Source organism: Nocardia sp. NPDC023852 (assembly GCF_040639505.1).
Lineage (GTDB): Bacteria > Actinomycetota > Actinomycetes > Mycobacteriales > Mycobacteriaceae > Nocardia.
Window position 1 is genome coordinate 383,273 of the sequence record NZ_JBFAAB010000001.1, and the last position, 24,741, is coordinate 408,013.

Sequence of the window (24,741 nt, forward strand, 5' to 3'; positions counted from 1 at the left end):
TGAGCAGGAGGTCAGGCGGCACGCGCCGGTGCGATCCGTGCCGCGGGCGCCTGCTCCTGACGCAGCGGACGGCCCAGCGCGACCTTGGCCGCGGTCACCGCCATGCTCAGTAGGCCGCGCACTCCCGCGGGGGAGGCCGCGACCGACCATACGGTCGTATCCCCGTCGTCGCTCACCGGTTGCCCGGCGAAACGCTCGGCCAGCCAATCCAGACTGATCGGAGTGGACAGCGGCAGCAGCGAAAAGTGCTCGCTGAGCCGGTCGCGCACGTAGGTGACCACGGCGCCGCCGCGTCGGTAACGCGCTACCTGGCCGTCGATGCCGTCCGCGTGGATGATTTGGTCGTGCACTGGCTGCACTACCAGCAGCGGGCAGGTGGGCGTCGTGTTGCCGAGCCGCAGATCATCGAACATCGCCCGCAGTTGCGGTGTGTCGAGCACCTCGGTGAGCGGGCGGCTGAGGAAGTCGTCCACCTTCTTGTTGGCCAAGCCGAGAATCGCGCCCAATGGTGTCGCGTTCTCCGCGCGGACGACGAAGCGGTGGCCCTCCGGTGTCAGCTCGTTGTCGATCACCGCGGCCAGGGCGGGATACAGCCTGCGTAGTGCGGCGATCACGATGGCGGGCAGGCCCGCGTAGGGCGTCCCGTTCAGGCGGTCGAACACCTGGCGAGGGTCGCCGACCGGTGCGCCGAGCACCGCGCCGACGATGTCGAGCTCCGGCGCGTACGTCGGCGCCATCTCGACTGCCCACGAGCTGGCCATGCCGCCGCCGGAGTAGCCCCACACCGCCACGCGGGTGTCGGCGCCGAGTCCGAGGGGGGCGAACCGCAGGGCGGCGCGAATGCCGTCGAGCGTGCGGTAGCCGGGCTCGCGCGGGGCACCGAAGTTTCCGTGCGGGCCCTCGTGGTCGGCTATGGTGACCGCCCAGCCGCGGCGCAGCGCGTTCGCGACGAGCAGCCATTCGAGCTGGGTGACCGAGCCGAGCGCGTCGGCGCCGTGGCGCAACGCGTACGACGGCGAACACTTCTCCGTGACCGCGTCGATCGCGGTCTGGAACGCCAGCAGTGGACGGTCCTCGTCCGGCTCGGCGCCGATCGGCAGCAGAACCGTGGTGACCGCCGCTTCCGGGGCGCCGTGCAGGTCGCAGCTGCGGTACAGTAGCTGCCACGCCGAGACCTGTTGCGGGACAATGCCGAAAAGCGCCAGATCGATCTTCCTGCTGCGGAGGATGGTGCCGGGCATCTTCGCCCCGAACCCCTTCGGCGGCCGGTGGAATGGATCTTGGCTCGGCAACAGGGGCTTGTGGTCCGCGGCTGAAGCGGGCTCCGGATCGACAGTGCCGATGACATTCGCGGTCATGACACCTCCTCATCGTCGAGTCGGTTGCTGCATTCGAACGGCGCGTTGATCGAAGCGTTATTCGAACATTGCGTTTTGATAACGGCGGGACCATAGGAGGGTATATGACCGACCGCAGGTCTGGGAAGCCCCTGGTACAAGGCCGCGGGACTAGAATTTTCGGCATAGGCGGACCGACAGTGTTCATCACCGGCGCCGCGGCCGGAATCGGACGGGCCACGGCCCAGCTTTTCGCTGCGCACGGATACCGCGTCGGGGCCTACGACATCGACGAAGTGGGCTTGACCAGGCTCGCTGCCGACATCACCGGCAAAGGTGGCAGCGTGCGCACCGGGGTGCTGGATGTGACGAAGAGCGCGCAGTGGGCGCAGCGGCTGGCCGAGTTCCACGCCGAGGCCGGGCGGCTGGACATTCTGGTCAACAACGCGGGCATCCTGCGCGCCGGGTCGTTCGAGTCCATCGAGCTGTCCGCCCACCAAGCGATCGTCGAAGTCAACTTGGGCGGTGTGCTCGCCGGAACCCACTGCGCGTTTCCCTACCTGCGCGACACCCCCGGCGCGCAGGTGGTCAACCTGTGTTCGGCGTCGGCGATCTACGGCCAGGCCGAACTCGCGAGCTATGGCGCAACCAAAGCCGCGGTCAAAAGCCTCACGGAGGCATTGGATCTCGAATGGGAACGCCATGACATCCGCATGATCGCGATCTGGCCGCTGTTCGTGGCGACCGCGATGGTGGATGGCGTGGCGACTGGGACGACGAGGTCGTTGGGCGTGCGGCTGACCTCGGATGATGTCGCCGCCGGAATCTGGGACGCCACGCGCAAGCGCGGCCGGCTGCCCAAGGTGCACTACGAGATCGGCGCGCAGGCAAAGGTACTGGCGACCGTCGCCAAATACGCGCCGAACTGGGCGGTGCGGACCGTGAACAAATACTTCAGCGGCCGCTGAGCGGTCGAGCCTGTCCCGCGACCCGACTTCTGACAGAATTGCGCCCCGTAAAGGGGGTGTGCAGCATGCAGACAGCCACCGAATCTCATGGGCCGCTGCGGGAGCGCGGCGTACCAGCGTCCGAACGCGACCAGTTGGACAAACTGCTCGCCGAGTTGCGCTTCGGGACGGGCCGGGACGCGCGGATCGGGTATGCCGCGGCCGCGGCCGTCAGCGCCTGGCGTAAACCGCCACGCATCCAAGTGACCGGACGCGCGCACGCGGGACGGACCACGGTGCTGCACGCGCTCGCGCTCATGTCCGCGGTGGAGACCGAGCCGGTGGACGAGCCGGGGCTCCCCGATCCGGTACTCGACGCTGACCTCGTCGTGTACGTGGTGTCGGCCGCGCCGACACCTGCCGACCGTAGGATCCTCGCCACGCTGCCGCCGGGGCGGACGGTCGTGGTGCTGAACAAGGCCGACGCGATCGGCGCCCGTTGGGGAGACGCGGTAGCCGCGGCCGAGCAGTACGGCAGGGAGCTCGGTATCCCGGTGCTTCCGGTGGTTGCGTCGCTGGCTGCGCACACCAGGGCAGGTGCGGTGACCGGCGACGATCTCGCCCTGCTGCGCAGGCTCGCCGCCGAGGCGGACCCGTCGTTGATTCTCTCGGCGGATCTGTTCGTCGCGCCGGGGCCGGATCTCGCGGAGCGCGAGCAGTTGTTGCGGCGCTGGGATCTGTACGGCGTGGTCTGTGCCTATGCCGCCCTGCGCCACGACCCGGAGCTCGCTGCGCAGGCGCTGCTGCAGATTTTGCACGCCGCGAGTGGAATCGACGCGCTGCACCGGCTTCTACAGCGCCGCTACGAACAGGTATCCGCGCTGCGCGACGGCGAACTGCTCGACGAACTGGCCCGGCTCGCCGCCCGCGCGGTGCCGGGCGAGGGCGAGCGCGCCCGCGACGTCCTGGAGTCCTATCTCTTCGGTGACGATGCCCTCTGGCTCGGACTTTGTGCGGGTCTGGCCCGGCCCGAGGTCGCACACCTCGCCGCGGGCTATCCGTCCCCGGCGCCCTCCGACGCCGACGACGCGATATCCCGCGCCGCCCGGTGGCGCGCCGTCGTCTCCAGCGACATGCCCCCCGCCGCCCGCCGTGCGGCACTTCGCGTGCACAACGGCTACGTCCGACTATGGGAACGGATGAGCAGTGCCGGACTCTGAACCTGCGGAGCCGCCGACGGTGACGTCCCATGGCGAGACGGCCGAGTCCGACGTCGAGCGGCGCGCCGCGGCAGAGCAGACGGAGCAAGCAGTCGTCCGCCCCGCTGCCGCCCGGCCCGAGCGAGCAGAGTTCGCGCCGTCCCCCGAGGTCGAGGCGGTGGTGGCTCGATGGAACCCGCAGGGCATCGCCCTGCTGCGCGCGGTGCACGGGTCCGGCGCCGCGAGCGCGGTCACGGTGATCGGCCCCTCTGATGCCAACACCACGCTGCTGCGGACCGAACTGGCCCGGTTCGAGCCGCGCGTCGAACTCTCCGAGCCGCTGCCGGCCGCGAGCACGACGGTGGAGACCACTACCTCGCCCTCGGTCGGCGTGCCCTCGGCGGTCGCACTGATCCTGCTGGACGCGGGCACCGCCGTCGGCGCGGACATGCTCGGCCTGATCGGGAGGCTGCGCGCGGACGGAACACGAATCCTGCTCGCCATGAACGGCATCCACGCCTACCAGGACTGGCGCGCCGTGCGGTCGCGCAACCTGGAGCTGTTGGCCGCCCATGGTGCGGCCGACCTGGCCATCGTGCCGGTCTCGGCGCGGCTCGCGGTGGCGGCCCGCACCGCGGGCGACGCGGGATTGCTGGATCGTTCCGGCCTCGGCGCGCTGCATGCGGAGCTGACCGCCGCGGCCTCCGGCGCCTATGCGGCAAGCGGTGAGCGGCTCGCGGCGGTCACCGGTCGGGTCCTGTCCGACACGCGTCAGCGGGTGGTCGAGCAGGTGTCCGCGCTGCGCTCCGGCGCCGAATCGGCGCGGGTGCGTGAGGAGCGGGCGGTGCTGCTCGCGGGCCGCGACGGCGGACGCGCCACCGCGATGTCGACATTGCGCGGGCAACTACATCTGGCCAGGGTCGACCTGATGACCGACATCGGCGCGCAGGTCCGTGCGCTGCACGCCACCACTCGCGGCGAACTCGAACGGCTGCGCCGCGCCGAACTCCGCGGCTATCCCGACCGGCTCCAGCAGACCGTCACCGAACTGGCGGGCGCCGTCGACCGCACCATCGACCACCGTCTCGCCGAACTACGCGCTCGGATGGATGGCGTCGAGGGCGGCGTGCCGCCGCGACGGCGTGATCCGGCCCCGCGTGTCGGCCCGGACCCTGAGCCGAGACATCGAGGTGTCGAAGATCACCTCATGATCGCGCTGGGCGCGTCCGCCGGCGTCGGCCTCGGTCGCCTGTTGGTTGCTCCGCTGTCGCTGCTGCCCGCGCTGGACGTCGCCAGTGTCCCGGTCACTCTGCTGCTCGGCGGCGGTGCCGCGGCCTGGGTGGTCCGTGCGCGCGGACAGCTGGCCGATCGAGCGCACATCCGGCAATGGGTGGCCGACGCGTTGGTCAATGTAAAAGCCCAGCTCGAGCAGCGGGTGGCGACCGCACTCGTGGAAACCGAAACCGCGTTGGCCGACCGCGTGGTGCAGGCAAGCACCGCGCGAATGGTCGACACCGACCGCCGCGTTACCGAACTGGAGGCCCGGCTGCGACGGATGGCGGCCGAACAACCGGGACAGCTCGCCGCATGCGAGCGCGATATCCGAATCATCGATCGCTGGATCTTGCCTGTTGAAGGAAGTAAGAGATTGGGTACATAGTGAGGAACCCGATTCCGTACCGGTCGTCACATCGCGTTAATCTCTAATCAGGAACTTGGGCGTCCGCTAAGTCCTGGTACGCCGCCCATCCTGGGTGCGCTTTCGACTGGTCGTAGCGGGTGCCTTCCCGCCAACGGTGGCGCTCGGTGTGTTCGCGCTGGTCATGGGCCTAGGGCCAGGCGGCGAAGCATCGAACAGCCGCCCATCTCAGGAGAGTTTTTCATGACCTCAGCGACCATTCCTGGTCTTCGTGGATCCGACGGCAAGGCGCCGACCGAGCACAGCGAACTACTCGCCTGGGTACTGGAAGTCGCAGAACTCACTCAGCCGGAGCGAGTGGTCTGGGCTGATGGTTCGGACGAGGAATGGGACCGGCTGACCGAGCAGCTCGTCGCGGCGGGGACGTTCAAGCGGTTGGACGAGAAGAAGAAGCCGAACTCCTTCCTCGCGCTCTCCGACCCCTCCGACGTGGCCCGGGTGGAATCCCGCACCTTCATCTGTTCCAAGACCGAGGCCGATGCGGGCCCGACCAACAATTGGGTCGACCCGGCCGAGATGCGCGCCATGATGACCGAGCTGTACCGCGGCTCGATGAAGGGCCGCACCATGTACGTGGTGCCGTTCTGTATGGGGCCGCTCGGCGCCGAGGACCCGAAGCTGGGTGTCGAGATCACCGACTCCGAATACGTCGTCGTGTCGATGCGGGTGATGACCCGAATGGGCACCGCCGCCCTGCAGAAGCTGGGCACCGACAAGCCGTTCGTCAAGGCGCTGCACTCCGTGGGCGCGCCGCTGGACGAGGGCCAGCCCGACGTGCCGTGGCCGTGCAACGACACCAAATACATCACCCACTTCCCCGAGGACCGAGAGATTTGGAGCTACGGCTCCGGCTACGGCGGCAACGCACTGCTGGGGAAGAAGTGTTACTCGCTGCGGATCGCGTCGGCGATGGCCCACGACGAGGGCTGGCTGGCCGAGCACATGCTGATCCTCAAGCTGATCTCCCCGGAAAACAAGGCCTACTACATCGCCGCCGCGTTCCCGAGCGCCTGCGGTAAGACCAACCTCGCGATGATCCAGCCGACCGTGCCGGGCTGGCGGGCGGAGACCCTGGGCGACGACATCGCCTGGATGCGCTTCGGTAAGGACGGCCGCCTCTACGCGGTGAACCCGGAGTTCGGCTTCTTCGGCGTCGCGCCGGGCACCAACCGCAGCTCCAACCCGAACGCCATGGCCACGATGGACGCGGGCAACACCGTCTACACCAACGTCGCGCTGACCGACCACGACGACGTCTGGTGGGAAGGTCTGGAGGGCGAGCACGACCACCTGACCGACTGGAAGGGTAACGACTGGTACCTCCGGGAGACCGAAACGCTTGCCGCCCACCCGAATTCGCGCTACTGCACGCCGATGGCGCAGTGCCCGATCCTGGCTCCCGAGTGGGATGACCCGCAGGGCGTGCCGATCTCGGCGATCCTGTTCGGCGGCCGCCGCAAGACCACGGTCCCGCTGGTGACCGAGTCCTTCGATTGGCAGCACGGCGTGTTCATGGGCGCCACGTTGTCCTCGGAGCAGACCGCCGCCGCCGAGGGCAAGGTCGGCACCGTACGTCGCGACCCGATGGCCATGCTGCCGTTCATGGGTTACCACGTCGGCGACTACCTGGGCCACTGGATCAACGTCGGCAAGAACGCGGACGCCGCGAAGTTGCCGAAGATCTTCTACGTCAACTGGTTCCGCCGCGGCGCCGACGGCCGGTTCCTGTGGCCGGGCTTCGGTGAGAACTCCCGCGTGCTGGAGTGGATCATCGGACGCATCGAGGGGTCGGCCGATGCCGAGGCGACCGCGATCGGCAAGGTCCCCACCGCCGCGCAGCTCGACTTGGACGGCCTCGACGTCGACGCCGAGGACGTCGACGAGGCGCTCGTCGTGAACGCCGACGAGTGGCGCAAGGAGATCCCACTGATCGAGGAATGGTTCGAGTTCGTTGGCGACAAGCTGCCTTCCGGCGTGCGTGACGAGTTCGAGGCGCTCAAACAGCGTCTGGGCTGACACTCCTCCAAAAGTAGCACCGCCCGCGTCATCTGGCAGATGACGCGGGCGGTTTCTTTTGCACGGCAGGCGATTCCCGTGTCGAAGACGGGCGACGGGAGCACTTGGTGAAAACTTTCATCGGGCTTCCGCGCATCTCAACCCAGGCGTTGGGAGTGTGAAGCCCGAGATCGAGCGAACTCCTGATAAAGCACTGATTGTTGAAGTCGATGCTGCACCAGGAGTCCGGTTGTCGTCATCACTGATCGACGTGTGTCCATCGCGCCCGACACGCGGAGGGGTCTACGGTCATCGAGCGGGGACGTACCGGTCTTCCGCGCGACCCGTGCCCGGCAACGCCTTTCGGTAGGGCCGGGCCGAGGCCGAGTCGGAACCTCACTCCTTGTCGCCGGCTGGCTTTTCCTCGTCGTACGGCTGGTTCATGGTGTTCTGGAACTTGATCGCAGAGGCAATGCCCACCGGAATGCCGAGCACCGCGGCGCCGATGATGGCGCCCAGCCCACCGAGCAGACCGGCACCGGCAAGACAGCCTGCGATGATGGTGAGGCCTGCGGCATCGAGGATGGGCGCCCCGACGACCCCACCGGCCACAGCGCCGATACCGCAGCCGACAGCCACGCCGATCGCACCACCAGCCAGAGATCCGGTCGCGGTGGCCAATTGGAACTCGTTGACAGCGGCCTGTATCGCCGCGTCGAACCGCTCGGTGTGCGGATCACCGCTGATCTCGTCGAGATGCATATCCGGTGTCGCGGCTTGCGCAGCCGCCTTCACCTCTGCCGGAGCTTCGACGGCCTCGAGGGCTTTCGGCTCGACCGCGAAAGACGCGACGCCGGCCACCGTGGTGCCGGCCGCGTCCTTCACCTGAAACTGCCCGCCCTGGGTGATGAGGGTGGACATCCCGGTCTCGATGACCACGGACTCGTCCAGGGTGTTGCTGGTGTATTGCACGCCCGGCACGATCTCGGTGCTCAATGTGCGCCCGTCCGGCATCGCGGGCTCGGCTACCGCAGTAGCGGACCCAACTCCCACGGCACTCGCAACCGTCAAGGCAATAACGGTAGCGCGGGTGACTTTATTCATGTAGGCCCTTATCTCTGATATGCACTGACTGCGCAGTCTCGGTCGGTCCTCAGCTGAGCATTTCGCCGATCATGGGTGCGAATCATCTGTACGCACCACATCGACGAACCTCATTTGTTTTCCGTGCCGTCCACTGAGCTCTCGACTTCAGGGAGGTAACTTAACGGAAACGATTTTCGTTGTCCACGAGCTTCCCATCGGCGGTAATGGTTTGGGAATCTATCAGAGGTAGACGAAAGCCGGTATGTGGCAATGTTTCCCGAGAAAATTCTGAGACCGCGAACACATTTCCGCGCTGGGTGCGACCTCAAACCTACTGCGGCAATTGCCGACTCGTAGGCCGTACGGCCGACAAGGAACGCACGGCAGCGGTGGAGCGAGTCGGACACGAAGGACTTCCGTCCGATGTAGTGAGAATCCTCGGACTTGAATAAAGCGCAACCGCCGTCACCCGGGGTGTGTCGAGACATTACCGACAAACCTCCCAATTCGGATGCGCGGATGGCAATGGCCAAGCCGTAGCCGAGAGTGACACGCGACCGATATGGGAACGACTCTTCTGCCGAATCAGTCGACTGGACGTGGCGCGATCAAGCCCGCGATGGGCTCGCCACCGGCGGCGGCGGACAGAACCTCGTAGACGCCATTTCCCGTCTGCTCCCAGGAGAACTCGCGTGCGCGTGCGCGAGCTTTCTCCCCCATGACTGTGCGTGCCGCCGGATCGTCGATCAGATCGCCTACGGCATCGGCCAATTGGGTGACGTCGTCGACCAGGATGCCGGTCGCGCCGTCGACGATGGAATCGGTGAGCCCGCGCGAACTCCGGTAACCGATGGTCGGCACGCCGTGCTGGGCGGCCTCGATCACCGCGAGTCCCCATCCCTCCTTGCGCGAGGGCAGCACGTGCACCCACGCACGCGCGAGCAGTTCGTGTTTGCGGCGTTCGTCGACGTGGCCGTGAAAGGTGACGGCGTCGGCGATGTCGAGTTCGTGGGCGTTGTCCTTCAGGTTGTCTGCCCACCAGCCGTCGCCGATCACGTCGAGGCGCAGCCCGGGGACGCGGTCCCGCAGCCGGGCGACGACGGCGAGCGCGTCCTCGATCTGTTTGTGCGGCACCAGGCGTGAGAGCACCACGACGGTCGGTGCGGCTGTGCGCGTTTCCGCGGCTCCGGTGGGCGCGTCGACTGGAACCGGTTCGGCTCCGTTACGGACCACCGCGATACGCGAACGATCCACGCCGAGCGTTGCCAACTCCTCGGCCGAAGGCAGCGAAACGGTCAGATATTGGTTGCCCCGATGCACGCGCGGCGACAGCCGCGACTCGATCCACCAACCGATTCGACCGACGAGTCGCCCCGCCACCGGCCACTGCTCGCGATGTCCGTGGTGCACCAGCACCACGGACGGCGCCTTGGTGACCGCGGTGGCGAAGAACGGGATGCCGTTCTGGGTGTCTATGACCGCGTCAGGGCGCACGCCGCGCATCGGGCCGAGGCCGAGCCTGCCCAGCGCGAGCGCGGCGAGTGCGCGCGGATATACGGTGTAGCGTCCGCCCGCCCTGCTGATGTCGATGCCGTCGATGCGTTCCCGTCGCGGCGCTCCCGGATAGCGGGCGGTGCGCAGGGTGACCTTGATCCCGCGTGCCGCGAGCTGTGCGCCGACCTGCTCGAGGTACCGCTCACTGCCGCCGCCCTGCGGGTGTCCGGTGTCACGCCAGCAGAGCAGGAGGACTTCGCGCACGGTGGAGCTTCTCTCGGTCAGGTGGTCCGGCAGGGACGTCGAATATCGCGGTATACCCTAACCCGAGCACCCGCCCAGAATGCCGACCGTCGGGGTTGTGCGAAACTCTGCGCCGTGCTCAAAGCCGAAACAGTGCCCACGTGGGGCAAAGCACCCCGGTTCGCCCGTCGGGCGACCCTGCGCCGATCGCTCCGATTGCTCGGCAGTTTCCGGTTCGAGCAGACCGATCCCGCGCTGTTCTACGGCGGTCTTGCCGCCGACAGCACGACGATGATCGCGGACTTCTACGCCGACCTCACCGGCCGATCGCTGGACGGCGCCACGATCCTCGATGTCGGCGGCGGACCGGGCTACTTCGCGGACGCGTTCGTCCGGACGGGTGCGCGCTACATCCCGGTGGAGCCGGACCCCTCGGAGATGCACGCCGGGGGACTCTCGGTGGCGGGTGCGGTACGCGGATCCGGGATGGCGCTGCCATTCCGCGACGAGGCGGTGGACATCTGCTTCTCGTCGAACGTCGCCGAACACGTGTCACAACCCTGGGTGATGGCCGATGAGATGGTGCGGGTAACGAGACCGGGGGGGCTGATCGTGCTGTCGTACACGGTCTGGCACGGACCGTTCGGCGGGCACGAGACCGGACCGTGGCACTACCTCGGCGGCGAGTACGCCGCGCGGCGGTATCGGCGCAAGCACGGACGAGAGCCGAAAAACCGGTTCGGCAGCTCGCTGTTCGCGGTGCGCGCCGCGGATGGATTGCGTTGGGCGGCGCGCACTACCGCCGACGTACGTATGGTCTTTCCCCGATATCACCCTCGGTGGGCCTGGTGGTTGGTTCGCATTCCCGCCGTGCGTGAGTTACTGGTGAGCAACCTAGTCGTTGTAGCAGCTAAAAGTTAGCCGAGCTAATGCTCGTGTCGTCCGCTACGCCAGCGCCGCTTGCTGTAGGGCGCGCGCAGCGGCTCGCTCCAGGGCGATTCCAGGATGGCGAGTCCGACGGTCTCCAGTGGGGTCAGCCCGACCAGATCGGCCAGCGTCCTGACGGCGGCGACGGCCTCCGCGGCCTGCATGGCCGCGGTCGCTTGCTCGATCGTCAGGGTGCGTCCGGGTAGGAAAGAGACCACCCATCCCCCACTGCCGACGCACTTCGCTTGATGCTCGGTCTGATCGCTGGTCATCAGCGATCGGCGAATCACTTGCACAGCCATGACTCGGACTCCCCAGTTACGGTATCGGTTCATGAATCGAGCGAGCTGATCAGTAGCTACAGCATCCCTTGTCCAGCAGTAGAACGCAATAGTGCGTTTTGTGAAAAGCGAACCGAGAGGTCGGAATTCACACTGCTCAGAGCGTTGCCCCGAGGAAAAACTAGAACAGGTTACAGACAACTGAAGCGCCAAACTGTAACGTGTTCTCATGCACTACGACAGCTTGTTCATCGGCGGCCGCTGGACTGCGCCAGCCACCGCCGAGCGCGTCCAGGTCTTCTCGCCTGCCACGGTCGAGCCGGTGGGCAGCGTTCCCGCGGTGAGTCGGGCCGATGTCGACGCCGCGGTCGCCGCCGCACGTCATGCCTTCGACCACGGCCCGTGGCCGTCCACGCCGCCGGAGGAGCGCGCCGAGGTGCTCACCCGTGCCGCCCGACTGATCGAGCAGCGCTCCGCCGATCTCCTGGCCGCCCTCGTCGCGGAGGTGGGTACGCCGCAAGTGATGGCCATGACGCTGAACCAGCTCCCCTCGGTTGCCGTGCTGGACGCCTATGCGGCGTTGGCGAAGTCGTTCCCGTGGCGCGAGACCCGCGTCGGCGGGTTCGGCACCACCCGGGTCACCCGCGAGCCGCGCGGTGTCGTCGCCGCGGTCACCGCGTGGAACGTTCCGCTGTTCCTCGCGGCCAACAAGCTCGCGCCCGCGCTGCTCGCGGGATGCGCGGTGGTGCTGAAACCTGCTCCACTGACGCCGATCACGGCCAACCTGCTCGCGGACATCTTCGCCGAGGCCGGCCTGCCGGAAGGCGTGCTCTCGGTCCTGCCCGCTGAACCCGATGCGGCCGAATACCTGGTCTCGCACCCCGGCGTGGACAAAGTGACCTTCACCGGAAGCACCGCGGTCGGCAAGAAGATCGGCGCGATCGCCACCGGACAACTCAAGAGCGTCTCGCTCGAACTCGGTGGCAAATCCGCGGCGATCCTGTTGCCGGACATGGATCTCGCGGCCGGTATTCCGGTGCTCGCATTCTCCGGCTTGATGAACAGCGGGCAGGGCTGCGTCGCGCAGACCCGCATTCTCGCGCCGCGCAGTCGATATGACGAAATCCTCGAAGCGCTGGTCGAACACGTGAAGACGATGAAGGTCGGCGACCCGACCGACCCGAGTGTGCAGCTGGGTCCGCTGGTTTCCGAACGCCAGCGCGACCGGGTCGAGGGCTACATCGCCAAGGGCAAGGCCGAGGGCGCGCGGCTGGTGTTGGGTGGCGGTCGTCCGGAAGGTCTGGACCGGGGGTGGTTCGTCGAGCCGACGATCTTCGCCGATGTGGACAACAAGTCCACCATCGCCCAGGAGGAGATCTTCGGCCCGGTGCTGTCGGTGATTCCGTACGGGACCGAGGAGGAGGCCGTCGCCATTGCCAACGACTCGGTCTATGGCCTCGCGGGGTCGGTATGGACCACGGATATCGAGCACGGCGCCGAGATCGCGTCACGGGTGCGTACCGGCACCTATGCGATCAACTGGTATGCCTTCGACCCGAGTTCACCGTTCGGCGGCTACAAGAACTCCGGGCTCGGGCGGGAAAACGGCCCGGAGGGTCTTGACTCGTTCTGCGAGCAGAAGTCGCTGCTCATGCCACTCGGCTGGACGGGATGATCAGCCGGTCGGCATGACCACTCGGAGGACAGGGGATCCGTCGCTGTCCGGCCGGTTCGGTGCGTCGACGATCTCGACATGCCAACCGGGCGGCAGCACCGACTGCAGACGCCCAGCGGCGCGGCGCAGCGGGGTGCTCGCGGTCGCCAACTCGACTCCAGTAACCAACGGGGCCATGGATGCCGCCGTCTCCAGATCAGCCATGCTCCAACCACCTCTCGCGCGTCGATCACGACGTTCGCCGCGGGAATCGCGGGATCCGATGTCGGTAGGGAAGTAGTTCAGTCGATTGGTTAACAATCAGCGATCTTACTGGATGCTCATGGGACCGGAGAACACGGCAAGCATAAGATATGGATACGCGAATCCTCTCGAAGATTTTACCCCTTGACGCGTCGCGGTAAACCCATTCGCAGGCAAAAATTCGCGACCGTTCAGCCGGCATTGTCGGGTCGGCGTGATCAGCAAACGAGTTTCGTTGCCCGAACATACTGCCATGCAACGACATATGTGGCTTCTCACGTCGCCGGCGTGGCTCCCGTCGTTGCCCGCAGGTGCACCCGGAGCGCGGTAACGCTGCCGAATCCCGATTTGCGCCGCAACGGCTGCAACCGGCAACTGAGTGCTTTCCAGCAACTCGCAGGCACACGGTGCACTGCGCATCGATCCACCGCCGCGGCGTGGTCCCCACCTCGGCCTTGAACCGACCGATGAACGTGCGCTCGCGCATCACCGCGTGCGCGGCCAGCGCCGAAACATCGACCGCAGCTGTCGGTTCGGTGACGGCCCAGGGCAGTATTGCGGCGAGGCCACCGCCGGTATCCCGTGCGCCGAGCGTATCCGAATGTACTAGGCCTGGCTGCCATCCCTATGCGGTGCGGCCACGTTCCATCTGGCCAGTTCTGCCGCTGTATGCGCTCCCAGTTCCCCGCCGACCAGATGCTGGCACAGGTCGAGGCCCGCCGACGTGAGTACGTCGCCGTCCAGGTGCAGCGCCGTCGCGTTCCAGCGCCACGAACGGGTCCATATCCGTGATGACGAGGTGGAAATCGCGGTGGCCGGTTTTGGTGCTCAGCGCGGCAAGCAGGCCCTCGTGTCGGAGAAGTCGGCCGTCCGCAGCACCCGGACGGTTGTGTCGGGGCTGACGTGCGCGGGGACAGGCTTGGCGAATTTCGTCCGGCAGGGAATCTTTCGCCGTCGATAGCTACCCATCGAGGATTCGGATCGCAGCGCTCGACCTGCTGGAGCTGCGCCGTCACGTGCTGTTTCTACTGACTCGGCCGCACACCTCATCGCTGCGATTCGCCCTCTGTGGCACCGCATCGCGACATCCATGGTGCCGCAGTGGTTTCGCTGATCGGGGTATCGAACCTCGGGGCAGGCCGAGGAGTCAACCAAACAGGCAGTCCTGGACGAGACTTCCGAATGTATGGCTGTGAACCCGAGTGGGTCTCGTCTCTCATGTGCAGCGAACCGACAACTAAGGCCGCCTTGTTAATGAATAAGCAAAGAATTGGTTAACGGCTAGTTAGGAATGAGCTTCGCCGCGGGAAGGCAACTATCTGACCCCAACAGTGGGAAGAGACGTCGGCCGGCGTTGCAGGTCGTCTGATTTAGAGTCCTCCTATGACATCCGTGACCGCTCTGGTCGCTCGCGCCAATGGTGTTTCCGGGGGCATGATTCGACGTGCGCCTAGGTGTTCGCCGGATCGCTCGTCGGGTCCGGTCGGCGATGACCTCTTCACTGGAGCGCGCGCCACTGTCGCACATCTCTTCGATCAAACATAGCTAGTGCACAGTTGACTTTCAGCAAAGAGATGGCTATCGACGGTTGGAGGTGTTGCGGGCGCCGTAAGTATCGGCCCTCGGGGGGTGAATTGCGCACGTATCGAACATTTTCGCTTCATCAAAGGTTCAAAATCGTGGTTACTCTTGTTGTTGCGTCGAGGCCCCCCATCGCCGCGTTGTTCCTCCAGCGGATCGAGGGCCCGGTGCACCTCCTGATTCCGGCCGAAACCGGACATCTCTGGCGCGCCGCCGGAGTGGATGTGCCATTGCATCCGGTGGCGTCATGGACCGATTACAACGGTCTCGCCGCCGTGGTCGCGAAGCTGCCGGTGGCCCGGGTCATCGGCACCGACGAACTCACCATCGCCGCAGCGGGTTTCCTGCGTTCACTGCTGGGTTTGCCAGGGCAAACCTGGGATCAGGCGATCGCGTTCACGGACAAGGCGGTGATGAAGCGGCGCCTGCGTGAGGGCGGAGTTCCGGTGGCGCGATGGGCGGTGGCGCACAGCTTCGCCGAGGCCGCTCAGGCGGCAGAGGAGATCGGGTGGCCGGTTGTCGTGAAGCCGCGCCGCGGTTTCTGCGCGCTGGGCACCACAAAGGTCACCTCGGCCCGGCAACTGGACGAATTCGTAGCCGCGGGCAAGTTCGACGGTCGGGTTCCCGCCGGGGATTCCGAGCGGATGATGCAAGCGTCCGGTGTGTATGACGGGCTGACCGCCGCCCGCGACGGGTTCCTGGTCGAACGTTGCATCGACGTCGATGCGGAGTTCAGCTGTGACATCGTGGTATGGCAGGCAGAGCCGTACCTGACGCTGACCACTCAATACCCCGTCACAGTCTTGGAGGCGATCGATACCGGCAATGTCTGGGAAGGTATCGCGCTACCCGACGCCGATCCGGCCGCACGGGCGGTGCGGGCTCTGACCCTGCGCGCGATCGAGGTCATGGGCCTCACCAGCGGACAGGTGCACTGCGAGATCTTCCGCACCCGTGCCGGTGATTACGTTTTGGGAGAGATCGCCTGTCGAGCGGGCGGCGCCGCGCTACCGCTGCTTTCGGAGATCTTGTTCGGCGTCAACACGATTCGCGCCGGCGTCGATATCGCGGTCGACCGTGAGCCGCCCCGCGCACGCGCTCGCACCCACCCCTTTGTCGCCGTCGTCGGTGTGCCGCTGGCGCCGGGACAGGTGCGGAAGGTACCGGCACAGGCCGACCTAGAGGGTCTGCCCGGGGTCCTGCGCGCGGACGTGCGGGTCCACGAGGGTGATGTGTACGGCGGCGGACTGGGCTCCATCGGTGCCGCCGCATACCTGTTCATCGAGGCGAATACGGTTGAGCCGATCGCTGCCAGGATGCGTGAGATCCGCGCTGCGGTGGAACCGATGTTCGTGGTCGACGATCTGGAACGGGACCTTTCACTGCGATGACCACGGAAACATCCGAAGAATACGCGATTGATCCGCCGACGGCCCCGCAGCCCGGCGTATCCGGCGGGCTGCTGCTGGTGCTGTTGCTCGCCTCCACTCTGGGCATGATGGCGGGCGCAATTGTCATGCCGGTTCTCGAACTCATCCGCAACGAGTTCGGAATCAGTGTCACGGCGGTAGGTTTCGTGGCCACGGCGCACTGCGCCCTGATCGCGGTGACCAGCCCGCTGGTGGGCAGAGCGATAGATCGCTGGGGCGTGCGTATCCCGCTCGGCGCTGGGCTTGTGCTGTACGGTGCCGCCGGAGGCGCCGGCTTGGTGACCAGTTCCTTTCCAGCACTCATCATCACTCGTATGCTGCTGGGTGTCGGCGCGGCCGCGGTCTTCAGCGGCACCACGGTGGCACTGCTGGCCGCGGGATCCGGTGCGCGACAAGATCGAATCATGGGTTGGCGCACCGCGGCGGTGACCGCGAGCGGGGTGATCTGGCCGATGCTGGCAGGGCTCCTCGGCGGAATCTCATGGCACGCGACATTCGGTATCTATCTGGTAGGGATTCCCCTCGGCGTGGCGACCCTGCTCCTGATGCCGAATGAGCGGAAACGGCTCTCGGGACACACTCCTCTGTCCGCCTTCGACTTGCTGCGCCGATATCCCACGCTGCTCGGCTGGAACGCGCTGATGGCATGCATCGGACTGATGATGTTCAGCCTGGTGGTGTTCGTGCCGCAGCGGCTGGCGCAGATCGGGATCCACGAGCCGGTCTTCTCCTCCCTGTTCATGGCGCTACTGTCGCTCGCTTCGAGCCTGATCGGACTGGGCTACGGGCGGATCCGCGCCCGCGCCGGATTCGATGCGGTGCTGCGCACGGGAGTGGCTTGCTGGCTGGGTACTTTTCTGTTGCTGGGCGTGAGCAGTCACCCGGTGCCGATCTTCGCCGCCGCGGCACTCTTCGGCATCGGCTACGGCCTGTTGCTTCCCGCGGTGACAGTGCTTATCGGCGAGACACCACCCGCGTCACAGCGCGGCCAGGCGACGTCGCTGTCGGGAACCGCCGCATTCGTCGGTCAGTTCTTCTCGTCACTGATATTCGGGCCCGTAATGGGGGCGACATCGATCACTGCCGGTTATCTGCTCGCCGCTGGCATCGTGACCGCGATAATGATAATCCTGCTCCGCAGTCGAATTCGAGATCCACGGCCGAAGCCGGCCGCGGTCGGACGCTGAGCGCAGTGGCCGCACCGACGGGCATGGATTGGGAATGGGCCACCCGCACCGGTGGTGCACTGTCCAAGGAGCAACGCCGCAGGCTGGCCGTCGAGACCGCCCGTACGCTGCCCGCGGTGGTGCTCAACCGGGTCCGGCTGACGTTGGGCCGCCGCGGCCGAGGCAAACTCGAGCCCGCCGGCCTGCGGCTGCCCGATTCCGCCCTGTCTGTCGCGGCGGAAACCGAAGCGCGCGAATGTCTTTCGCCGCATGTGCTGGAACATTCGCTCCGAACCTATTACTTCGGACGGGTGCTGGCCGACCTGGACGGTGCGGCCTATGACGACGAACTGGTCTACGTCTCCTGCCTGCTCCACGACTTACAGCTCGAACATCCCACGCCGGGAAGGTGTTTCGCGGTGGAAGGTGGCGAACGAGCCGTCGCGCTGGCGCTCCGCGCCGGCGCTCCCCACGAACGCGCAAACGCGATCGGCGCGGCTATCGCCGCTCACATCACCCCCGGCGTCGCCGACGATCTCAGCGATCCCGGCGGCTTCGTCTCCGCGGGCGCGTCGGTCGACGTTCTCGGCGCGCGCCTGGCCGAACTGGACCGGAACTGGGTCGCGGAACTGCTGCGCCGCCACCCACGCCACGACTTCAAGCGACACGTGATCGCGGCTTTCGAAGCGGAGGCGAAAGCAGTGCCCGAAGGCCGGGTTCGCTGGCTCGACAGTGCGGGCTTTCTGCATATGATCCGAATGGCACCGTTCACCGAATAGCTCGAAGTCCCTCGAAGTCCCGTTTTCGCACAGACGGGGTTGATGATCCGTGCTACCCCCTGGTTTTCGTTCGCGATCGTGCACGTGCGCCGAGGGCGATCAGCGGACCGGCGATAAGAATCGCGCCCCAAAGGAAGTGAGCGGCACACGCGAGGACGCGGTGCGTCGTCGATGATCCACGCAGCTCGATGACGCCGGGCACGCGGTACAGCGCGAGTTCCGGGTCCTGGTACCTCGGCTCGAGCTGGGCGAGCGTCGTCGCCGACGCACCGAGCGGTCCGGGGGTGGTGTGTTCGACCAGCACCCAACCGACTCCGAGGCGCGCCAGATCCGAGGCCGAACCGCCTTGCAGTAGAAGGATTTCCACTTCTGCGGCGCGGGTTCCCTCTCCGGCGACGGTCCGGCCGCGCACCGGAAGCTTCCCGGTCTGCAACACGTCGTTGGGTAGCATGCGCGGCGCCGGGTCCAGCACCGGGACGACGCCGCTGTAGCGGAACTTCCGGAACATCCCACCCGGTAGGGCCGCGATATTGCCAGGACCGTCGACCAGTTCGGCGACCCGCTGCCAACTGCTCGGATAGGCCACAGCATGAACAGCTCCGCCGACGCCCCATGCGAGGTCGAAGAGCGGGAGCACCAGTAGCGCGACGAACACCGCCGCGACCGTGGACGTCACAGCCGTGCGCGCCGTCTTGGGCGTGGGCGCGGGTGTCGTCGGCAGCGTGGTGTCGGCCGGGAACCGCCGGGCGAGCAGAGCGCATCCTGCCGCGGCGCACAGTGCGTAGGCGGGCATGGCCAAGGCCACGTACTTCTGGGTGTCGCGCAGTAGGCCCGCGCCGGGCACAGTGGCAACCAGCCACTCCAGCACGTGCATGCCCCACGTTGTCGCGCCCAGCGCGGGAAACAGGATCGCGACCGCGGCCAGCAGCAGCAGAGTGCGGCCGACGTGCCTGAGATCCGGCTCGTCGGCATCGGTGGCAACCGCTCGCACACCCAACGCGACGATTACCAACAGCAGCACCGTCCCGATCGCCGCGAGCGGCGTCATTCGTGAATCCGGCACGGCCTCCGAGTTCCAGATTCCCCCGAGCCCAGCCAAGGTGCCCAGCGTCCCGAGACCAGGTTCGGCCCGCGCGGCGAAGGCCGCGATACCCGCGGGATCGGAGGGCTCGGCGGCCGAGCCGGACAGCAGGGTCGCGGTCAGCCACGGTGCCGACGCCGCCACCCACAGGGCAAGTGTCGCCGGCAGGTGCCGCGGTCGGACCAGGATGAGCGCGGTGCAGCCCGCGAGCAGTGCGCCGGTCGGCGTGAGCCCCGCGGCGGCGAGCGACCCCGCGAGTGCGCCCCACCCACGGCCGACCCGATCCCCCGCACGAATCCGATGGGCGGCCAACACGGTCCAAGGCAGCGCCGCGTAACCGGTCAAGAGACTCCAGTGTCCTTGCAGAAGGCGCTCAGCCACATACGGATTCCACAGCGCGACCGTCGCGGCGACCAGCTGCGGTCCGATCGACGCCCGCAGCAGTTCCCGAGCGAGCACCGCCGACCCGTACGCAGCCGCCCACAGCGCCACCACCAGGATCACCTTGACGATGAGCCCTCCGTCCACCACGGGCGACAGCGTCGCGAGCAAGGCGTCCTGCGGCACTGCCCGTGGCGCCGCGTCGCCCAGCCCGAGCGCGGAATCGGTCGGATAACTCCGCGGTGTACTGACCGCGTCTCGCAGTAGCAGATACCCCGGTCCCAGCAGCGGCCCGGCCACGATCAGCGCCCCCACGGCGCTGTACACCGCGGCAACCCATCGCCCATGACCGCTCTCGTTCACGCCTGAGCACCCTACGTCCTGCCCACACCCCCCATGTCGTCGGTGGGCGGGGAGAGACGAGCGTAGGGTCGGTCGGCTCGCCGCCACGCCCCGTCCGCACGAACACGGCGCTCGAGGTCCGGCGGGGCGGGGCGGGTGACGGGGGTTCGGGGTGGGACGATGGGCGGCGTGTCTGCTGCCCGTCGGTTTCCTATGGTGGCGGATCTGACGTTGGTCACGGCCGGGGCGATGACCGCCAATGTGGCGGGGTATCTGTTGCAATTGCTGGCCGGACGGTGGCTGGGGGTCACCGGCTACAGCGAGTTCGCGAGTCTGCTGGCGGCTCAGCTGCTGTGTGCGGTGCCCGCGCTGGCGTTGCAGAACGTGGTGGCCAGAGAGCTGGTCCGCGGGGCCGGCGGGGCGGCGCTGCGGGGATTGCGGTGGCGGTGCGCGGTGATCGTCGCCGTGGTCGCGGCAGTCTTGGTGCCACTGGTGACCGTCGCGCTGAACGTCGGTGTGGCCGCGGCCGCCGCGGCACTCGGTGCGGCACCCGCGCTGGTGGTGTTGTCCGGGGAGCAAGGGATTCTGCAGGGCAGCAAACGGTTTCGGGCCTTGGGTGTGGTGCTCGGCATGGCGGGAATCGCCAGGGTCGCTCCCGCACTGGTGGTATTGGCGCTGGGCGGCGGTGCGGCCCCGGCGCTGTGGGCGGCCGCCTTCGGGATCGCGGCGGCGGCGCTGTTCGCCAGGGGCGTCGCGGGTTCACCACGATCGCCGGTCCGCGCCGGAACCGGGGAGGATGAGGCGGTCGCGGCCGTCGGCGTGCTGCCGGTCCTGCGAGCCGCCCAGGTACAGGCCGCGCTGATGACGCTGTCGTCAGCGGACCTCATCGTGGTCCGGATCGTGCTCGACGACGTGGACGCCAGCCGCTACGCGCTCGGCACCATCGCCGCCAAGATCGCGTTCTGGCTGCCGCAGGCCGTCGGCGTCGTGCTGTATCCACGGATGGCCCAGCCGACCCACTCGGCGAGTGCGATCAGGGCCGCGCTGGCGGTGCTCAGCGGGATAGGCATCGTCGCGGTGCTCGGCGCCGCGCTCGCCGCGCCGCTAGCGCCACTGCTCGCGGGCAAGGACTATGCCCCGATCCAGGGCCTGCTGTGGTTGTTCGCGCTGCACGGCGCGCTGCTGGCCGTGCTGCAGGGCGCGATGCTCTCGGCCATCGCCGTGGACCGCACCGCGCTTGCCGTGCTGACCTGGGTGGGGTTGGCCGTCGAGGTCACGCTGATGGTGTCGTTCGCCCGCTCGGTTTCCGCTCTCATCACGACGGCCGCTTCGGTCGCGGCGACCACGACTCTGCTGGTCGCCGTGATCGTCCTGCGCACCGCCGATCACCCGACGCGCGCGCAGCGGCTGCGCCCAGGCGGTTGACGCACACCTGTCGACGATCGTCCCATGATCACGGCAGTGCACACCCTGGTCTACGCGGAGGATCCGGAGGCGGCCTGCGCGTTCTACCGCGACATCCTGCAGTGGCCGAACGTCGACGCGCACGCCGGCCGGCTCCGGTTCGCCACCTGGTCGCGTAACCACTGACGGCGGCCAGAACCTGCGCCCTGAAACCGATTCGGCTCCCCAGCCGCGATGACGGGGGAGCCGAATTCGGTACTGCTCAGCGGGATCAGGGCTGCTTGGTGATCCTGATCTGCTCGGTGGGCGCATCGTCGGCACCGCGGCTCGGAGTGCCACGCTTCGGAGCCGATCCGCTGGGACGCTGGCTCGGAACGCCGCCGGGGCGCGCCGGCGCCGGGGCAGACCCGCCACGGAGACCGAGAAAGACGCCGACGATCAGCGCGATCACGCCGAGAATGCCGAACACGATCGGCATGATCCGGCCGTACAGCGCCAGCTTGTCGATGTTTTCCTTGGCCACCGAGATCTGGGATTCGATGGTGTTCTCGTCGAACACGAGGTGCGACTTCAGTGCGGTGACCTCCGGCTTGTCCGCGCTGCGCGCGTAGTAGAGGTGGATCTGCTCGCTGCCCTTGATCACCGTGCCGGTCTTGGGCTCAACCCATATGTCGCGGGTATTGGTGTAGAACCGGGTCATGGTCACCGGGGTCTCGCCGCCCTCGACGCCCCACTTGGCGGCAGGCAGGCTCAGCCGGTTCGTCGGCGCCTGCACCACGTCCCACAGGCTGGTGGCCGGGACCGACTGCTGGAAGTGGTAGACCTTCATGTTGTTGATCTCGGCCTCCTCGACGAAGTTGGCGTCCGAGGTCTTGCGCGCGTTGAGATCGAAGTACGGGTAGCTCTTCTTCTCGGTGCCGATCGGGAACCGGTACTGGAGGCCGGTGTGCTGCACCGGGTCGGCGATGTTCTCGCCCTCTTTGGTCGTGGTGACCGCGATGGAGCCGTTGGGCTCCTTGTCCACCGGCATGCCGGTCACCCGGTCGATGGTCACCCGGTCGATGGTCGCGGTCAGCAGGCCGGTGTCGCCCTGTTTGTCGATGCGACGCAGCGTCTGGCCCGCCTGCACCGTCATCTCATTGGCGTCGGCCGGGTCCTCGACGGTGAGGAACCGCTGCGAGACCAGGGGAACGTTGGTGTCGACCTTCGCCGAACCCTCCGGCGCGGTCAGCGACTTGGCGTCGAGCACGAGGCTGTCCTCACCCGGCTGGTTCGTCGCGATCGTGGTGATCTCGATGTCGAGGGGAGTTTTCGACAGTTTGCCGACGGTGTAGGTCGGAATCATCAGCGCGGCGACGATCAGCAACGCGCCGAGACCCACGAGCAGGCAGGCCACCGTCCTTCTGGTACCGGCACTCAGTGCCATGCAAACTCTCCTCGTCGTAGAACACAGGACGTTCCGACGAGTGCTGCGGGCACGCCCGCGGCACTCGTGAGCCCCGACACTAACAGTCCGATGTCGTAGCATGCGGCGTCGAGGCCGAAACGGCCGAGAAATCGCCCGAGTCTAGCGTGAGATCTGAAACGCCGAATTATCACCTGTGCATCGGCAAGACAGACTGGAGCCTGATGACCGCGACTCTGCCCGCCGCCCCCGCGACCGAACGGGTGCGCTCGCGCGCGTTCGTGCCCGCGCTGGAAGGCATGCGCGGCATGGCGGCGCTCGGCGTGCTGGTGACTCATGTCGCTTTTCAGACCGGAGCCGCGGGCACGCCGATCATCGGCCGGGTGTGGGGGCGGTTCGATATGGCGGTCGCGGTGTTCTTCGCGCTGTCCGGATTCCTGCTGTGGCGCCCGCACGCGGCAGCGGCGCGTGGGCTGCGCAGCGCGCCGTCGGTCGGTTACTACCTGCGGCATCGTGCCGCGCGTATCCTGCCTGCGTATTGGGTGGTGGTATGCGCGGTGCTGGTGCTGCTGCCGAGCGCGGCCGGAACCGCGGGCCTGCGGGTGTGGGTGTCGAATCTGGCGCTTCTGCAGGTGTTCGTGCCACTGACACTCACCGACGGGCTGACCCAGATGTGGAGCCTTTCGGTTGAGGTCGCCTTCTATCTGGTGCTGCCCGTACTGGCGTTCGCGCTGGTCCGGTTGCGTGGGTCCGCGGCGCGCCTGCGGGTGCCGGTGATTCTCGCGCTCGGGGTGATCAGCCTGGGGTGGAACTTCATTCCGGTGCCCACACCTGACGCCATCCACGCCGACAACTGGCTGCCCGGCTATCTCCCCTGGTTCGCGGCGGGCATGCTGCTAGCGGAGTTGGCCGATAATAGCGTGAGGCTATCGAACTGGTGGAAGGTCGCGGCGAACCAGCCGTTGATGTGGGCAGTCGCGGCGCTGGCCTTCCTGCTCGCGGCGACCGATCTGGCCGGACCAGCCGGGCTCACCCGCGCCGAACCGTGGCAATACGTGGTGAAGATGGGGCTGGGCACGATCATCGGGTTCGCTCTGCTCGCGCCGCTGGTGCTGCGGGACCCGGCGGCGCGACCGCACCGCTGGCGACTGCTCGCAGGTCGGTCGAAACAACACCGCTGGCGACTGCTCGCAGGTCGGTCGAAACAACACCGCTGGCGACTGCTTGCAGGTCGGTCGAAACAACACCGCTGGCGACTGCTTGCAGGTCGGTCGAAACAACACCGCTGGCTGGAATCGCCGGTGGCCGCGACGATCGGACGCTGGTCCTACGGCATCTTCATCTGGCACCTCGCGGTGCTGTCGATCGTGTTCCCGGTGTTCGGAATTCTCCCCTTCCAAGGAGACTTCTGCTACGTCCTGATCCTCACGGTCGCCATCACCCTTCCCGTCGCGTCCGCAAGCTACGCGCTGGTCGAGGAGCCGGTCCGCCGCTGGGCTCGCGGCAGAGATCGGACGAAGCAGGCCCCGGTCATCGAACCCGCGTCATGATCGGCGGTCTCGCGGCGTCAGCTATCCAGCTGTCGATGCATGTCCAGCAGGTGGTGGCGCAGTTCATGCAGGGTGTGCCGCGCGAGCCAGCGCAGCGAACGCTCCTGCGGCTCGGGATAGGCGAACATCAAGGTGCGTTCCCAGTCCGCCTCGCCGAGCCGCTCCAGCACGTTCGCGAACAGCAGCGCGGAATCGCGGATCTGGCGGGCCACGTCCGCGGGATTCTGCTTTGCGTAGCCATCGTGCTCGACCCGCTCGTCGCGACCCATCAGCGTCGCGGGCGGGTTGTCCATGCGGCGTGCGGTGAGCACGCGTTCACGCTGCGCGAGCAGCACGTCCCGCATGTGGCAGGCGTACTCCAGGGGCGACCACACGTCGGGCTCCCCACGCCGTCGTAGCTTGCCGGGATCGCCGCCGAGCAGGTCGGCGTACTCCGCGGCGTACTCCCGCGCCAGTGACGGAACGTCGGCCGCTGAAGCCGAGTCGTACACGAAAC

The 24,741-nt window shown here is 67.2% G+C and carries 19 protein-coding genes and 1 pseudogene; 12 read left to right on the forward strand and 8 right to left on the reverse strand.

Going from position 1 to position 24,741, the window contains the following annotated elements; translation table 11 throughout:
• Nucleotides 1-11 precede the first annotated feature (11 nt).
• Nucleotides 12-1,358 carry a lipase family protein gene (locus tag AB0H00_RS01705; protein ID WP_357259141.1) on the reverse strand — a complete coding sequence of 449 codons (1,347 nt, stop codon included), beginning with the start codon at nt 1,356-1,358 and terminating at the stop codon, nt 12-14.
• A 164-nt stretch (nt 1,359-1,522) separates the two neighbouring features.
• Between AB0H00_RS01705 and AB0H00_RS01710 the strand changes: the two genes are divergently transcribed.
• From AB0H00_RS01710 to AB0H00_RS01725, 4 genes are all read left to right on the forward strand, one after another.
• Complete coding sequence (locus AB0H00_RS01710; RefSeq protein WP_357260377.1) at nt 1,523-2,305, forward strand: SDR family oxidoreductase; 783 nt, start codon at nt 1,523-1,525, stop codon at nt 2,303-2,305.
• Between the two features lie 65 nt (nt 2,306-2,370).
• Complete coding sequence (locus AB0H00_RS01715; protein WP_357259144.1) at nt 2,371-3,504, forward strand: hypothetical protein; 1,134 nt, start codon at nt 2,371-2,373, stop codon at nt 3,502-3,504.
• Nucleotides 3,491-5,143 (forward strand): hypothetical protein, encoded by a 1,653-nt coding sequence (locus AB0H00_RS01720; protein WP_357259147.1) that lies wholly within the window; start codon nt 3,491-3,493, stop codon nt 5,141-5,143. The genes AB0H00_RS01715 and AB0H00_RS01720 overlap by 14 nt, the downstream gene beginning before the upstream one ends.
• A gap of 222 nt (nt 5,144-5,365) precedes the next feature.
• On the forward strand, nt 5,366-7,198 hold the full coding sequence (locus AB0H00_RS01725) for a phosphoenolpyruvate carboxykinase (GTP) (RefSeq protein WP_357259150.1): 1,833 nt from the start codon (nt 5,366-5,368) through the stop codon (nt 7,196-7,198).
• Between the two features lie 375 nt (nt 7,199-7,573).
• Here AB0H00_RS01725 and AB0H00_RS01730 read toward each other — a convergent pair whose 3' ends face one another.
• Nucleotides 7,574-8,248, reverse strand: coding sequence for a hypothetical protein (locus AB0H00_RS01730; protein WP_357259152.1), 675 nt, complete (start codon nt 8,246-8,248; stop codon nt 7,574-7,576).
• Between the two features lie 600 nt (nt 8,249-8,848).
• Nucleotides 8,849-10,021 carry a glycosyltransferase family 4 protein gene (locus AB0H00_RS01735; protein ID WP_357259155.1) on the reverse strand — a complete coding sequence of 391 codons (1,173 nt, stop codon included), beginning with the start codon at nt 10,019-10,021 and terminating at the stop codon, nt 8,849-8,851.
• A 114-nt stretch (nt 10,022-10,135) separates the two neighbouring features.
• Here AB0H00_RS01735 and AB0H00_RS01740 point away from each other — a divergent pair, with 114 nt between their 5' ends.
• Nucleotides 10,136-10,921 carry a class I SAM-dependent methyltransferase gene (locus AB0H00_RS01740; protein ID WP_357259158.1) on the forward strand — a complete coding sequence of 262 codons (786 nt, stop codon included), beginning with the start codon at nt 10,136-10,138 and terminating at the stop codon, nt 10,919-10,921.
• A gap of 5 nt (nt 10,922-10,926) precedes the next feature.
• On the opposite strand, the gene AB0H00_RS01745 is transcribed toward AB0H00_RS01740, so the two are convergent.
• Nucleotides 10,927-11,229, reverse strand: coding sequence for a hypothetical protein (locus tag AB0H00_RS01745; protein WP_357259161.1), 303 nt, complete (start codon nt 11,227-11,229; stop codon nt 10,927-10,929).
• Between the two features lie 208 nt (nt 11,230-11,437).
• On the opposite strand from AB0H00_RS01745, the gene AB0H00_RS01750 reads away from it, so the two are divergent.
• The gene (locus AB0H00_RS01750; RefSeq protein WP_357259163.1) at nt 11,438-12,883 is read left to right on the forward strand and encodes an aldehyde dehydrogenase; all 1,446 of its coding nucleotides are present in this window, start codon (nt 11,438-11,440) and stop codon (nt 12,881-12,883) included.
• On the opposite strand, the gene AB0H00_RS01755 is transcribed toward AB0H00_RS01750, so the two are convergent.
• Entirely contained in the window at nt 12,884-13,087 is a 204-nt protein-coding gene (locus AB0H00_RS01755) for a hypothetical protein (RefSeq protein WP_357259166.1), read from the reverse strand.
• Between the two features lie 1,718 nt (nt 13,088-14,805).
• On the opposite strand from AB0H00_RS01755, the gene AB0H00_RS01760 reads away from it, so the two are divergent.
• From AB0H00_RS01760 to AB0H00_RS01770, 3 genes are read left to right on the forward strand one after another with little or no spacing between them, the layout of a single operon-like run.
• Nucleotides 14,806-16,098 (forward strand): ATP-grasp domain-containing protein, encoded by a 1,293-nt coding sequence (locus AB0H00_RS01760; RefSeq protein WP_357259169.1) that lies wholly within the window; start codon nt 14,806-14,808, stop codon nt 16,096-16,098.
• Nucleotides 16,095-17,324: an MFS transporter gene (locus AB0H00_RS01765; RefSeq protein WP_357259172.1), complete on the forward strand. Its 1,230-nt coding sequence runs from the start codon at nt 16,095-16,097 to the stop codon at nt 17,322-17,324. The genes AB0H00_RS01760 and AB0H00_RS01765 overlap by 4 nt, the downstream gene beginning before the upstream one ends.
• 23 nt (nt 17,325-17,347) lie before the next feature.
• A complete protein-coding gene (locus AB0H00_RS01770) occupies nt 17,348-18,082 on the forward strand; it encodes a phosphohydrolase (RefSeq protein ID WP_357260380.1) in 735 nt (244 codons plus the stop codon).
• 52 nt (nt 18,083-18,134) lie between these two features.
• On the opposite strand, the gene AB0H00_RS01775 is transcribed toward AB0H00_RS01770, so the two are convergent.
• Entirely contained in the window at nt 18,135-19,907 is a 1,773-nt protein-coding gene (locus tag AB0H00_RS01775; protein WP_357259174.1) for a hypothetical protein, read from the reverse strand.
• Nucleotides 19,908-20,066: 159 nt separating this feature from the next.
• Between AB0H00_RS01775 and AB0H00_RS01780 the strand changes: the two genes are divergently transcribed.
• Together AB0H00_RS01780 and AB0H00_RS01785 are read left to right on the forward strand one after the other, a co-directional pair.
• The gene (locus AB0H00_RS01780; protein ID WP_357259177.1) at nt 20,067-21,311 is read left to right on the forward strand and encodes a polysaccharide biosynthesis protein; all 1,245 of its coding nucleotides are present in this window, start codon (nt 20,067-20,069) and stop codon (nt 21,309-21,311) included.
• A gap of 24 nt (nt 21,312-21,335) precedes the next feature.
• Nucleotides 21,336-21,431: pseudogene (locus AB0H00_RS01785) on the forward strand (VOC family protein); the annotation flags it as partial.
• Nucleotides 21,432-21,561: 130 nt separating this feature from the next.
• Here the strand turns inward: AB0H00_RS01785 and AB0H00_RS01790 are convergent.
• Complete coding sequence (locus AB0H00_RS01790; protein WP_357259180.1) at nt 21,562-22,716, reverse strand: DUF3068 domain-containing protein; 1,155 nt, start codon at nt 22,714-22,716, stop codon at nt 21,562-21,564.
• 203 nt (nt 22,717-22,919) lie between these two features.
• Here AB0H00_RS01790 and AB0H00_RS01795 point away from each other — a divergent pair, with 203 nt between their 5' ends.
• A complete protein-coding gene (locus AB0H00_RS01795) occupies nt 22,920-24,245 on the forward strand; it encodes an acyltransferase (protein WP_357259183.1) in 1,326 nt (441 codons plus the stop codon).
• Between the two features lie 17 nt (nt 24,246-24,262).
• Here the strand turns inward: AB0H00_RS01795 and AB0H00_RS01800 are convergent, their stop codons facing one another.
• Complete coding sequence (locus tag AB0H00_RS01800; RefSeq protein WP_357260383.1) at nt 24,263-24,700, reverse strand: DinB family protein; 438 nt, start codon at nt 24,698-24,700, stop codon at nt 24,263-24,265.
• Nucleotides 24,701-24,741 lie beyond the last annotated feature (41 nt).